This window comes from Mucilaginibacter rubeus, from assembly GCF_003286415.2.
GTDB classification, from domain to species: domain Bacteria; phylum Bacteroidota; class Bacteroidia; order Sphingobacteriales; family Sphingobacteriaceae; genus Mucilaginibacter; species Mucilaginibacter rubeus_A.
Window position 1 is genome coordinate 2065159 of sequence record NZ_CP043450.1, and the last position, 13903, is coordinate 2079061.

10 protein-coding genes and 1 tRNA gene are annotated in these 13903 nt (G+C 43.2%); 8 read left to right on the plus strand and 3 right to left on the minus strand.

All coding sequences use genetic code 11. The annotated features are described in order from the left end of the window. Positions 1-103: 103 nt before the first annotated feature. Entirely contained in the window at positions 104-1435 is a 1332-nt protein-coding gene (locus DEO27_RS08490; protein WP_112570472.1) for a nucleotide sugar dehydrogenase, read from the plus strand. 208 nt (positions 1436-1643) lie between these two features. Next, positions 1644-3047, plus strand: coding sequence for an undecaprenyl-phosphate glucose phosphotransferase (locus DEO27_RS08495; RefSeq protein ID WP_112570474.1), 1404 nt, complete (start codon positions 1644-1646; stop codon positions 3045-3047). A gap of 236 nt (positions 3048-3283) precedes the next feature. Here DEO27_RS08495 and DEO27_RS08500 read toward each other — a convergent pair. Next, positions 3284-3365, minus strand: a tRNA-Leu gene (locus DEO27_RS08500). Positions 3366-3554: 189 nt separating this feature from the next. Beyond that, a complete protein-coding gene (locus tag DEO27_RS08505) occupies positions 3555-6056 on the minus strand; it encodes a gliding motility-associated C-terminal domain-containing protein (RefSeq protein ID WP_112570476.1) in 2502 nt (833 codons plus the stop codon). A 288-nt stretch (positions 6057-6344) separates the two neighbouring features. Here DEO27_RS08505 and DEO27_RS08510 point away from each other — a divergent pair, with 288 nt between their 5' ends. From DEO27_RS08510 to DEO27_RS08530, 5 genes are all read left to right on the plus strand, one after another. Beyond that, positions 6345-6815 (plus strand): (2Fe-2S)-binding protein, encoded by a 471-nt coding sequence (locus DEO27_RS08510; RefSeq protein ID WP_112570478.1) that lies wholly within the window; start codon positions 6345-6347, stop codon positions 6813-6815. Then, the gene (locus DEO27_RS08515; RefSeq protein ID WP_112570480.1) at positions 6812-7420 is read left to right on the plus strand and encodes a c-type cytochrome; all 609 of its coding nucleotides are present in this window, start codon (positions 6812-6814) and stop codon (positions 7418-7420) included. Before DEO27_RS08510 ends, DEO27_RS08515 begins: the two co-directional genes overlap by 4 nt. A gap of 27 nt (positions 7421-7447) precedes the next feature. Continuing rightward, positions 7448-9604, plus strand: a complete 2157-nt coding sequence (locus DEO27_RS08520) for a xanthine dehydrogenase family protein molybdopterin-binding subunit (protein ID WP_112570482.1) — start codon at positions 7448-7450, stop codon at positions 9602-9604. 18 nt (positions 9605-9622) lie between these two features. After that, positions 9623-10732: an XdhC family protein gene (locus tag DEO27_RS08525; protein ID WP_112570484.1), complete on the plus strand. Its 1110-nt coding sequence runs from the start codon at positions 9623-9625 to the stop codon at positions 10730-10732. 183 nt (positions 10733-10915) lie between these two features. Beyond that, positions 10916-12655: a thiamine pyrophosphate-dependent enzyme gene (locus DEO27_RS08530; protein ID WP_112570486.1), complete on the plus strand. Its 1740-nt coding sequence runs from the start codon at positions 10916-10918 to the stop codon at positions 12653-12655. A gap of 98 nt (positions 12656-12753) precedes the next feature. On the opposite strand, the gene DEO27_RS08535 is transcribed toward DEO27_RS08530, so the two are convergent. Beyond that, on the minus strand, positions 12754-13176 hold the full coding sequence (locus DEO27_RS08535; protein WP_146750027.1) for a hypothetical protein: 423 nt from the start codon (positions 13174-13176) through the stop codon (positions 12754-12756). A gap of 180 nt (positions 13177-13356) precedes the next feature. Here DEO27_RS08535 and DEO27_RS08540 point away from each other — a divergent pair, with 180 nt between their 5' ends. Further along, positions 13357-13878 (plus strand): GNAT family N-acetyltransferase, encoded by a 522-nt coding sequence (locus DEO27_RS08540; protein WP_112570490.1) that lies wholly within the window; start codon positions 13357-13359, stop codon positions 13876-13878. The last annotated feature ends 25 nt before the right edge of the window (positions 13879-13903 follow it).

Sequence of the window (13903 nt, forward strand, 5' to 3'; positions counted from 1 at the left end):
TTTAGATAGCTTTGGTTGTTTGGCCTTTAGATTGGGAATAACCGATTCTGATAATATTTAGTTAACTTTACCGGTGTCTATAATCTTCTACCGTACTAAATAAATGTCTGATCAATCGAACCCGATCACCAATACATTCCTGGCTCCTGCAAATATCCATATTGCAATAATTGGCCTTGGTTACGTTGGGCTGCCTCTTGCAGTTGAATTTGCAAAAAAATATCCCGTAAAAGGTTTTGATATCAAACAAAGCCGGGTTGACGAGCTGAGCAATGCTTTTGACCGTACCCTTGAAACCGGCACTGAAGAACTATCTGCAGTTTTAGCTTTAAAGGAGCAAGGCAATGGGCTTACGTTTACCTCAAATTTAGCGGATATTGCTTCCTGCAATGTTTATATTGTTTCTGTTCCCACCCCTACGGACCAGCATAACCGGCCGGATCTGAGCCTGCTTGTCAGGGCAAGTAAGTCGATAGCAAGCGTATTGAAAAGGGGAGATGTGGTTATTTATGAATCTACCGTATATCCCGGGGTAACCGAAGAGGTTTGTGTCCCTGTTCTACAAAAAGAGTCGGGGTTGTTATATAACAGCGATTTTTTTGCGGGGTACTCGCCGGAACGCATAAATCCGGGCGATAAGGTTCATACCCTTACCAATATTTTAAAAGTAACATCCGGCTCAACGCCTGAAGCGGCCGATTTTATCGATGGCTTGTACCAGTCAATAGTAATTGCCGGAACGCACAAGGCACCCGCTATTAAAGTTGCCGAAGCTTGTAAAGTAATAGAAAATTCGCAACGCGATATTAATATCGCATTTGTAAATGAGCTGGCTAAAATATTCAATATCATGGATATTGATACCCATGCGGTATTGGCTGCCGCCGGTACAAAGTGGAATTTTCTGAATTTTAAGCCCGGTCTTGTAGGCGGGCATTGTACAGGCGTTGATCCCTATTACCTTGCAGCAAAAGCACAGCAAATGGGCTATCATCCCGAAATTATACTGGCAGGCCGAAGGCTTAATGATGGCATGGGAACTTACGTAGCGCTTGAGGTTATTAAGCTGATGGTTAAGAATGATATTTCGGTTAAAAACTCAAAGATCTTGGTGCTTGGATTTACCTTTAAGGAAAATTGCCCCGATGTACGTAATACCAGGGTAATTGATATTATTAAAGGCTTTGATGGTTTTGATGCAACCTGCGAAATATATGACCCCTGGGCCGATCCTGAAGAAGTAAAAAGGGAATACGGGATCTCTACATTGAAAAACTACGATGAGTTAACCGGTGCTTATGACGCTATAGTTATGGCTGTGGCACACCAGGAGTTTTATGACATCGACTATCTGGCTTTAAAACATACGTCGTCATCAATAATTTACGATATAAAAGGCATTTTAAACAAAGATGTTGTAAACGGACGGTTGTAAATGTTTTTTATACAATTATTTTTTCATATAAAATTTCACTTTTTCTCACTCTTAACAGAGAATTCATTTTGAATAAATTTCTTAATTTCTAATTTTGTGGCTGTCAAAATAATACATTCGTAACTGTGTCTCCATTTAATTATGACATTGTTATTTATGAATAATTATAGTAATTTTAACAGGTTGCATACTACATAAGCCCATATACATGATTCACAGATACGCTACTTTTATTAAAGCAGTGAACCTTACCATCGATTATATTATACTTAATATGAGCATGGTAATTTCTTACTTCATCGAAGACCGCTCATACATTTTTTGGATTAACAACAGGAAATATCTACCTATTGTGCTGGTTTTCAATTTGATTTGGCTCCTGTCTGCAAACATTACCGGCTTGTATGAACATGTACTCAATAAAGATTCAATTAAAACTTATCGGGGCGTAATTAAAACTTACCTGTTGTTTGTAAGCTTTATCTGCTTCACTATCATTATATTAATTGGAACCAACGCTTATTTTATAACACGCGAATACCTCTTTTATTCGCTGGCGTTATTTGGGTTCCTGCTCGGCTTGTGGAAGTTAATATTCCTCAGCATCCGTAAAAGCGACCGTGCAACCCTTATTGATACACGTACCGTTATTATTATAGGTGGCGGCCGCATTGGGTCGGATTTGTACAGCTTTTTTAAGCAAAACCCTGAGCGTGGTTACAACCTGCTTGGCTTTTTTGATGACGGCTCAAACAGCGTATTGGATAAAAGCCTTTATTTGGGTGGTACCAATGATTGTATAAGCTACGTGCTTAATAACAAGGTTGACGAAATATTTTGTACGCTTCCTAACTCTGAGGCTACAAAAATTGAGCAACTCATGCTTGATGCCGACAAAAACCTGATCAGGTTTAAGTTTGTGCCCGAGTATTATGATTATGCAAAAAAACCAACCTTTATCCAAAGCTTTGGGCATATTCCCATCATTTCGGTAAGGCCCGAGCCTTTGGAGAACATGTTGAACCGCTCTATTAAACGCTTGTTTGATATCTGCTTTTCGATATTTGTTATCCTGTTTATTTTTAGCTGGTTATTCCCGATCCTGGCCATTATTATTAAGCTCGAATCAAAAGGGCCTATTTTCTTTGTGCAGGAACGTTCTGGAAGGGATAATAAGCCGTTTAAATGCTATAAATTCCGTAGTATGCGGGTTAATCACGATTCGGATAAAAAACAGGCCACACGCGGTGATTCGCGTATAACCAAGTCCGGGGCTTTTATTCGTAAAACCAGTATCGACGAATTACCTCAATTCTTTAACGTGATATTGGGTAACATGTCTATAGTTGGTCCAAGGCCGCACATGATCAGCCATACCCAGCAATATTCACAGCTGATTGATACTTTCATGGTAAGACATTTCCTTAAACCAGGTATTACTGGTTGGGCGCAGGTTTCGGGCCTAAGGGGCGAAACACAAACTACCCAGGCTATGCTTGAGCGTGTTGAGGCCGATGTTTGGTATCTCGAAAATTGGTCGTTCCTTTTAGATATGAAAATCATATTCTTAACCGTTTGGAACGTGTTTAAAGGCGAGAAGAACGCGTTTTAATATTATTTTCTGATTGGGGTCGGAATACTTCTTATAATCAAAATGCCGTGTCAATTAAGCTTAATAGCTACAAATTGACACGGCATTTTAATTTTATTTAATCCTATAATTGGGTTGTGTGTTGAGAGATGGCTTTTCCTACTGATTGTATTTATAGAGACAGTTGGATCAATGTGCAGTATAAAGCCATAAAAAAAGCCTCTTTAAATTGCTTTAAAGAGGCTTTTTACATTCTGTGCGGAAGAAGGGACTCGAACCCCCACGCCGTGAAGCGCCAGATCCTAAGTCTGGTGCGGCTACCAATTACGCCACTTCCGCGTTTCTGATTTAACAGGCTGCAAAGATAGTGTTTAATTGTAAACTTAAAAACATAATTTTCATTTTTTCGCTATCGTCCTCATTTAGTAGGAATTAATTTTTAACACACCTTTTTTTGACTGTTCAAAGTATGCTAACATTTCATAAAAATAAATATAAACAGTGTCAATCTGTGCGGGCCATTATACTTCACTTCAGAATAGTTATATCGCCCGATAATAAATCGCATCCCTTTGATAGACTGATAACAAAGTAATAAACACCTGCCGGTAAAGGCTTACCCTTACTGGTGCCGTCAAATAAATGCGCCGGTCCGATAGACTCAAAAACTTTTGCTCCGTAACGGTTAAAGATCTGTACAAGCGCGTTTGGGAAGTTTTCAAGTCCGCTGATGGTCCATGTGTCGTTTATTCCATCTCCGTTGGGTGTTATCGTGTTTGGTATGGTTAATTTTTGCGCTGTTACGCCGGTAATCAGGCCTGCCGATCTCAGGCTTTCGCATGTTCCTAAAGCCTGAACAACGTAATAGGTGCCATTGCTTCCTGCGGGTAATGCAAACCTGCCATCAGCATTTTGTTGCAAGGGGAATTCGCCCATTGGGGAATCATAAAGACGATACACGTAGCCGGAAACAGGATGCTGTACTTCAATAGTTACTGTCCCATTGCAATTCACAAGCTCTTTGGTTACAGGCGGAGAGATATTCGTGGTTTCGTTTTGTACTATGTATGTTAATGGGCTTAGTGAGCATCCTCCTGCGTCAGAAACTATAAGTTGGTATGTCCCGGCGCTAATATTGTTTAAGTCGGGAGATGAGCCGGGTATTTGGTTAGCGTTAGCAGACCATGTATAAGTGTAAGGTTCGGTTCCGTCTGCAACTTTGATGCCTTCTATGTGACCGTTTTTTTCACCACATTGCTCATTAAAGACTGTTCCGGAGCCATTGACTACAGTAAGGGGAGGGATGTTCTCAATTTTAAAATAAGGGCTGTAAGTTGTACAAAACGTCTGCTTTGCCAATAATCTATATCGCCCGGCTGGAACATTGCTTAAATCGGGATGATTGCCAACTACTGCGCCCGTCTCATTTACCCATTCAAAATTATCAGCGTTTACTATTGTTACGCCTGATATTGAACCGCCGGTAGCGCAGCCTGCATTTTTTATCGAAATCTGATCTGCGTATATCACAATGTTGGTAAACTCCGAACTGACCTGATCGAGCGTTGCGCCAGCAAGTATTCCATATCCCGGCTTTATATTGCCGATGTACTGCCATGCGCCCGAGTTATTGGCCGTTACAGTGCCCAGGAAGGCCTTGGGTTCACAGCCGGTACAGTCAACGTCAGTATAAAACAGTTCAACCCTTGCGTCGGGTTTTGATTGTCCGTTTACTGAATTTGCAGTCACTGAGGCAATTTGTGCTTCAAGAGGTTTTTGGCCGGGGCCTTTATCCGTATATGAAAATGCGGGTTTTTCATTACAAAAGAAACTGTTATGCGATAATTCAATTTTGTCGCTGGCTGCTGCTTGTATGGTGGCTTTAATCCCGGGGGCAGCCACTCCACCTGTGAAAATATTTCCGTGTTGAACATCTGCTCCGCCGATAAGTATGGCTCCGGTAGTTTGGTTGATGTCTATCGCAGCAGTGTATACCGGTAATTTTGAGGTTTGATCGGCAGAGGTGCCAAAATAGTTCCCGGAGATTGACATCTTAATGCCTGTACATTTTGAAACCTGAAGGCCGCAGCCGAATGTGTTGCCGGAAAGTTCAATTTCCGAAGAGTTGGGAGGGTTGGTTGGTAAGTTTGCGAATATGGACACCTGGAAATGTTGATCTTTGATCAAGGCTTCCGCCGGGGTGCTTCTCTGAAATTTTTGGTTTGCATTGAATATATTGTTTTTGATAACCAGGTTGATGCCGGCGTAAATATTCCCGAAGTCAAAATCGCCGAAACCTACATTTCCCTCATCAGGGTTATCTCCGCCAATGAGACAGTTTTTTTCAGGTGTTAATGCTATGCCTATCTGGATCTTATCCCCAAATTGAACACCGTCTTCCCGCAGGCCGATAAAATTTGATTGGATAATGTAGTTTGTAATGCCCTGGGCCTCGATGGCCCCGCCGTTATTATAAAATACATTTCCTTTTCCGGGTGCCCCGATAACCATCCGGACAGCCGCGTCATCGGCAAACACAGCATCTCCGGAAGATAGTTTATTAAATGTCTCCCGCGATTTAAAGTTCCTGATAATTACCCCATATAACTCAAAAATAGAGCCGCCATCGCTTACAAAAAAACAATCGCTTCGGTAGGCCAGGGTGCCGTCGATATTAAAAAAAGGCCCTGCAGCTTCAATGATTACTTTGGCCCCATTTGCAGAAAGCAGGTCGCCGGGTTGTGTAGATGCATCGATGATTACAGGGGTATTAACCTGAGGCAACGCTGATAGGATTGTTATTGTCTTATCTGCGACGGTATTGCCAGGTAGATTAAAAGTTATATAATCTGTTTCAGTTTCGCCGTTATTGTTGGCTAAACTTAACGCTTCCCTTAATGAACCTGGGCCGGAATCGTTCCGGTTGGTTACAATAAAGGTTTCTGCGTTGGCGCTTGATATGCCGGAAACTATAAAGCCAAGGCCCAATAAGGCCCATGTTATAATATTTACAACAAGTTTCGCTTTCATTGGCAAAGCAATATGCTAAGCTGTTTGTGATAAGTAGGCTGATTTGTGGGTGTTATCATAAGATGAAGGTTTAATGTTTTTCAAATTAAATCCGTCAACACCAAGTTAATGTTAAAGTAATATTATAATACTGATATGTTGTTATTGAAGTGTTTGGATAGTATTCAAGACCTTGATTGGTTTGAAAAACGTAAGTTTTGGTTTGAATATCGTAATTGAAAAAGTATCAGATACGCGATATTCATATTGGATTTTTTAAGCTAAATTTACTGTACCAATTATTGCATCATGATCAATATTACTGTAAACGGGCAACACCACGAGGTAGATGCTGACCCCAATATGCCGCTGCTGTGGGTTATTAGGGATATTCTTGGTTTAACAGGCACCAAGTACGGGTGTGGGGCCGCTCAATGCGGTGCTTGCACAATTCACCTTAATGGTGAAGCGGTAAGGTCATGCGTAACCAAGTTAAACCGCGCCGCCGGCCAGCGTATTGTAACAATCGAAGGGCTTTCGGCAAACAATGATCATCCGTTGCAATTGGCCTGGAATGAAATGAATGTTCCGCAGTGTGGTTACTGCCAGTCCGGACAGATCATGTCTGGTGCGATATTATTGCGTGAAAACTCAAACCCATCCGATCAGGATATCGATGACGCTATGTCTGGTAATATTTGCCGTTGTGGTACATACCAACGTATCAGGGCTGCCATTCATAAGGCTGCCGCAATGCAGACGGAAGGAGCCAAGCTATGAAAAAACTGATTGTCATTATTCTGATTGCATCAATCACAGGTTTAGTCACACTATCATTCCGGCCAGAAACTGTAAAAACTAATAAATATCTGGTTTTACCAAAAGACAGTGTTGGCTCAGTGAAAGCTTTCATGTCTGTTTATACCGTATTAAAGAGTGCGCGCTGTATGAATTGCCATCCCGCCGGAGATTCTCCATTACAGGGTGATGACAACCATATCCATACCATGAATGTAAAGCGCGGAGCAGATGGAAAGGGGCTTTATTCGGTGCGCTGCAGTAATTGTCACCAAGCCGAGAACACTGCGGGTTTACACATGCCTCCCGGGAATCCAAAATGGGGATTGCCACCGGCTAATATGCGTATGGTATTCCAGGGGCGTACCCCACGTCAATTGGCCCTGCAACTGTTGGATCCAAAACAAAACGGTGGACGCACAAAAGCACAACTGATTGAACATATGGCTCATGATGACCTGGTTGGCTGGGCCTGGCATCCCGGAGATGGCCGTACTTTGCCGCCAATGAGCAGACCGGCTTTTGCTGCCCAGGTGCGTTTATGGATAGCCAAGGGTGCATATGCCCCTTCGGCTAAAGCAAAATAAAATTTTGAACGAATTAGAGTAGCCATTATGGAAACCAACTCAATATCAAGAAGGAATTTTCTGCGGGTGTCTGGCCTGGCAGGAACAGCGCTATGCTTAGGCTTTTATTTTCCGGCCAATGCAAAAAATGAAGAACTGATCGCCGCCTCGGCAGATGGTCAGTCGGGCTTTGAATTTAATGCCTGGATGCGGATAGATACCGATGGCAAGGTTACCCTGACGGATCACCGTGCAGAAATGGGGCAGGGCTCTTACCAGTCGGTTCCGCAGATTATTGCCGAAGAACTGGAAGTTGATCTGAAAGATATAAATGTCATATTCGCCATAGGCGATCCTGATAAATATGGCAGCCAGATCACAGGTGGCAGTTCTACCATCAGGGGATCGTATAAAAAGCTGCTTAATTTGAGCGCTACCGCGCGTGAAATGCTTATTACTGCGGCAGCCAACAAATGGGGCGTTCCTGCGAGTAAGTGTTATGCGCAATCGGGCCATGTAATCCATAAACCTTCCGGTAAAAAATTCAATTACGGCGAACTGGTAACGGATGCCTCAAAGCTTTCACCGCCAAAAGATGTAAAGCTTAAAAGCATTTCGGAATACAAACTGATCCGTAAGCCACTTAATCGGCTCGATACGCCAATGAAAACCAATGGCGAGGCTATTTTTGGCCTGGATAAAAAACTGCCAGGTATGTTACACGCCGCGGTTGAAAGAAGCCCGAGGTTGCGTGGAAAGATAAAGAGCTTTGATGACTCAGCTGCACTTAAAGTTCCGGGTGTCAAGAAGGTATTTAAAATACAAATGATGGTTTTTAATACCACGCGTGATGGAGTGGTTGTTATTGCCGATTCGACCTGGGCTGCCATGCAAGGCAGGAAAGCTTTGCGGGTTGAATGGGATGATAGCGGTTTTGAACACGTAAATACCATTGATATCTACAAAGCCCATGAAGAGTTGCTCAAAAAGGAAGAAGGGTTATCGCACAAAAAACAAGGAGATCCTGACGGCGCTTTAGCCAAGGCGACGCAACAGATCGACGTGATCTATCAAACGCCATATCAGTCGCATGCCGCTATGGAGCCTTTAAATTGCGCTGCATATTATCAGCCGGATAAAATTGAGATCTGGGGGCCGATACAGGCGCCGGATTGGGTGTTGAATGATATCAGTACCAAATTCAAGATGCCGAAAGATAAAGTGATAGTTAACATGACTTTTTTAGGCGGCGGTTTCGGTCGAAAAGCCTTTTTAGATTATACCCATGAAGTTGTTGCAATCTCGAAAGAGATTGGCGCACCGGTTCAGGTAGTATGGTCGCGCGAAGATGATATAAAACAGGGGCCTTATCGTGCCGGGATTTCTTACCGTGGTCAGGGATCAATTGAAAATGGAGAGATAAGCGCCCTGAAATTCAAAATGGCTGGTCAAAATATCGATCATTGGAATGGCCCTGCGCGTGGCAAAGCTAACGGAAGTACTTCAGAAGGCTTTTTAAAGCCTTACTATGATAGTATAAAAAATATCAGTTTTGCTGATGTGCCTTATGAAATGCCGTTGCCCAATATGTGGTGGCGCTCTGTTTATGCCTCAACCAATGGTTTTGCTTACGAAAGTTTCATGAATGAGATGGCCGTTTTAGCCGGACAGGATCAGTTGGATTTCAGGAGGAAATACCTGAAAGACGAGCGTTGCCAACGATTGATAGATCGGATGGAAGAGGTTTCCGGATGGAAATCAAGGCAAAAAAATCAGGGTTACGGCGTGGCCATTACAGAATGCTTTGAAACCACCGTGGGGCAGGTAGTGAAAGTTTCCAGGAATGCGGAAGGCAAAGTTAAGATAGATAAAGTTTGGGCCGTAATGGACTGTGGGTGGTACGTTAACCCGGATATCATCAAGGCACAGGTGGAAGGCTCGGTAGTGATGGCCCTTGGGGCAGCTACCATACACGAGATCACCTTTAAAAACGGCCTGGTGGAGCAGAATAATTTTTATGACTACCTGATGCCGCGAATGAGCGATGCCCCGCCTGTGGAAGTACATATTATGGAAAACACGGCGGATGCCGGTGGTGTTGGGGAGCCTGGCTTGCCGCCGTTTGCGCCTGCGCTTACCGATGCTATTTATGATCTTACCGGTAACCGTATCAGGAAACTGCCTTTTAATATGAATGCCGTTTAATAAAGTATTCTTGATTGCATGAAAGAAATCATTGACATCGTAGCGGCTTATGAGGAGGCGGTAAAATCGGGCAAAAAGACGGCCTTGGCTACGGTGGTGCTCGTGGAAGGTTCGGCTTACCGTAGGGCGGGGGCACGGATGCTGATCACCGAAGATGGTCAGCTAACAGGTGCTATAAGCGGCGGTTGCCTGGAAGGAGATGCCTTGCGCAAAGCCCGCATGGTTATTTTACAGCAGGAGTCGCTTCTGGTTACTTATGATACGATGGATGACGACGATGCCAAACTTGGTGTAGGCCTCGGTTGCAATGGTATTATACATATCCTCATCGAGCCCATTAATGACAAGCAACCAAACCCGGTAACCCTGCTGAAAGCGGTAATAGCCTCACGCGGATACACAGTTTTAGTTACGGTATTCTCCATGACCGACCGTAAGGCTCCGCAACCGGGATCGTGTTTATGCCTGACTGGAAATGAAACTTTGCCAAACGGATTAGAAACATTGCCATATCAGAATGAGTTGCTGGAGGATGCAAGAAATGCACTGGATAATCAGCGCTCGTCGGTTACCGCCTATAATGGTTATACCGCCTTTGTTGAATGCGTTAAGCCTTTAATCTCTTTAGTAATCATCGGCGCGGGGAATGATGCTATGCCTTTAACCAAAATAGCCTCGGTATTAGGTTGGAATATTACTTTGGTTGACGGCAGGCCTAATTACGCTACAGCAGAACGGTTCCCCTCGGTAAATAAGATAGTAATTGCAAAACCCGACCAGGTTTTGGCTAATCTTGAAATAAACGAATGGACAGCCTTTGTGCTGATGACGCATAATTATAACTACGAGATTGCTTTTCTGAAATCCATTTTACCCTTACAAACTTCTTATATCGGAATTTTAGGTCCCCGGAAAAAATTGGAGCGTATGCTGGATGAATTGGAGGCAGGGGGAACATTTGTTAGTCCCGCAAATCTCGAAGCTATTTACGGGCCGGTTGGTCTGGATATCGGCTCGGAAACATCAGAAGAGATCGCATTATCAATTGTAGCGGAAATAAAAGCGGTGTTTGCAGCACGAAACGGAAACTCGTTGAAATATAAAACAAGCCTGATCCACAGCGCTTAAAAGGCGGAACACATAAAGAGATTCCGATCAGGCATTTGCGATATTTCAGACTGGTAGCGCAAAATCACGATATATCAAGAAGCCTTCTTATTACAAATATTTGACTTTTAATATTTTAACAAATGGCATGTGTTTGGTGTTATCTTTAGAAATCACTACATCACTAACGTTAAACAAAAAAACATGTCAAAAAAAGTAGCTGAACAGCTTGTAGATATGCTGATACAGGCAGGTATTAAGCGCATTTACGCCATTACGGGCGATAGTTTGAACGAACTTAACGATGCCGTCCGCAGAACTCCCGAATTAAAATGGATCCATGTACGTAATGAGGAAGCCGGCGCTTTTGCAGCCTCGGCCGATGCGCAATTAAGCGGTCTTGCCTGCTGCGCAGGCAGTAGTGGGCCGGGGCATGTGCATTTGGTAAACGGTCTTTATGATGCTCACCGTTCGGGAGCCCCTGTTCTGGCTATTGCATCAACCTGCGCCACCAAGGAGTTTGGCAGCAATTACTTCCAGGAAACCAATGTTATTAAGCTTTTTGACGATTGCAGCTACTATAACCAGGTAGCCGCCAATAATAAACAGGTACCACGTATGGTGCAGGCTGCTATTCAAACCGCAATTCAGCGTAAGGGTGTTGGCGTTTTGGGCTTTCCGGGAGATGTGGCAGGAGAGGAGGCGGTGGAAATTGATTCATCGGTAAATAACTTTTTTTGCAAGGCCAATATTACCCCGGTATGGGAAGAGCTGGTACAACTATCTGATCTAATCAACCGTCATCCTAAGGTTTGCATTTTTGGTGGTATTGGTTGTGCCGATGCACACGATGAAGTTGTTGAACTTGCTTCGTTGATCAAAGCCCCGGTTGGTTATTCCTTCCGCGGGAAAATGTTTTTGGAGCACGATAACCCTTACGAGGTTGGCATGACCGGTTTGCTTGGTCTCCCTGCTGCCTATCATAGCATGCATGAGAGCGATCTTGTTATCCTTTTGGGTACCGATTTTCCTTACACGCCTTTCTATCCGCAGGATAAAAAGATAGTGCAGATTGATATCAAGCCCGAAAATCTTGGTCGGCGGGCCAAATTGTATATGGGCCTTTATGGCGATATTAAATCTACTTTAAAAGCTTTAATCCCCTTACTTAAAGAAAAAACCGACAGAAGCTTTTTAGACGCTCAGCTGCACGTACATGCCAAAGTGAAAGAACAGCAGCAGGCTTATATTAAAGACTATGGCAAACATGACGCTATCCACCCGGAAGCTCTGGCGGCTTTGGTGGACGAATATGCTTCTGACGACGCTATTTTTACCTGTGACACCGGTATGTGTAACGTTTGGAGTGCCCGGCATATCAGCGCGAATGGTCGCCGATCTATGATCGGCTCGTTTGTTCATGGCTCTATGGCTAATGCCATGCCGCATGCCATAGGGGCCGCGTTGGCCTGCCCTGACAGGCAGGTAGTGGCTATGTGTGGTGATGGAGGTATCTCTATGTTATTGGGTGATCTGGCTACCATCAAACAATATAATCTGCCTATAAAAATTATTGTGTTTAATAACCGCGCGCTGGGTATGGTGAAGCTTGAGATGGAGGTAATGGGTTTACCGGATTTCGAGGTCGACATGCACAACCCTGATTTTACGCTCGTGGCCGAATCAATGGGTATAAAAGGGATCACAATAAATGATCCGCAGGATCTTGAACAGGGGATAGCCGAGGCTTTCGCGCACGAGGGACCTGTGTTGGTGAATGTTTATACCGACGGAACAGCCCTTGCCCTCCCTCCGCATATCGAACTTAAAATGGTTGCTGGCATGGCTGTTTCTATGACCAAAATGATGCTTGGTGGTAAATTTGATGAGGTTTTAGCAACTGTAAAAGGCAACTATAAGCATTTGCCTGAGATATTTGATTAATACATAAATGCCATTAATAACAGGTAGCGGGAGTCTTGAACTTCTGCTGCCTGTTTTGTTTTTGGGTTCAACTGAAAGTTTAAGTGTGATATTGTTTGTTATGAATTGATAGGCGATATTTTTTTGAAAATACCCGCTACAAGATTGATTAAAAAAAGTATTTGGGAAATGAGTAAGGACATAATAATTGTGCTGTAAATAATGGTGTCCATGTGTTGCTTTTGCTGTTGATATTCTACAAAATCATAGTACCGCCGTGGCGCCTCCGCAGGATTTGGCAACAGCCAGATTTTAAGAATAACGATGGAAAAAACAGTTGCCGTAATTGCTATGTGAAGCCAGCGCAGCGTTAATAAAGGCAATATGCTATCGGCAAGAAAATAAAATAGCCATAAAATAATTAAAGTAACTACCAAAATTTGGCACATTGCTGCCATGGATATCACAAAATAAGTGTCGTGGAGGTTGATATCAAATGATGAGTGTTTGTTACTCAATAAAGAAAGAGCAGAAAGTAACACAGCAGTGAGGATCAGCAGGTGCTGCGGATGTGTTTTGATATTCAAAAAAGGATAAAGTTTCAAGATGTTTTTTTATTGCTGATATAAAGCTATAGATAAATGGAGTTAAATCATTACTTATTATGAAGTTTATACTGGCTTGTTAATCAAAAACTACCTTTACGCAAGCATGCAATAACTATGGTACCAATTAAAGGCAGCAAGTTCATTTTAAGACCGTGGCGATTAACCGACGCTGCATCATTACAACGTCATGCCAATAATATCAATGTTGCTCGTTTCCTGTTTGATCGCTTTCCGCACCCCTATACCAAGGCTGATGCTGAAAGATGGGTATTAGCTCATCAAAGTAAGGCCGTTGTGACAAATTTAGCTATCGTAATCGACGATAACGCGGTTGGGGCAATTGACTTTAAGCAAGGTGATGACATCTATCGCAAGAGTGCCTCAATAGGGTATTGGTTGGGAGAGCAGTATTGGGGCAGGGGAATAGCCACCGAAGCTATTCGGTTAATTATTCCATATGCGTTTTACAACTTTGATATCATCCGGATCCAGGCTACTGTAAATGGTAACAACCTGGCATCAATGCGGGTGCTTGAAAAAGCGGGTTTTACTAAGGAGGGTATCATGAAAGACGCGATCATAAAAGGCGGCGAAATTATGGATGAGCACTTATATGCGATTCTTAAAGATGCCTGAAAAAACTTGGTTAACAGCTTTGTGT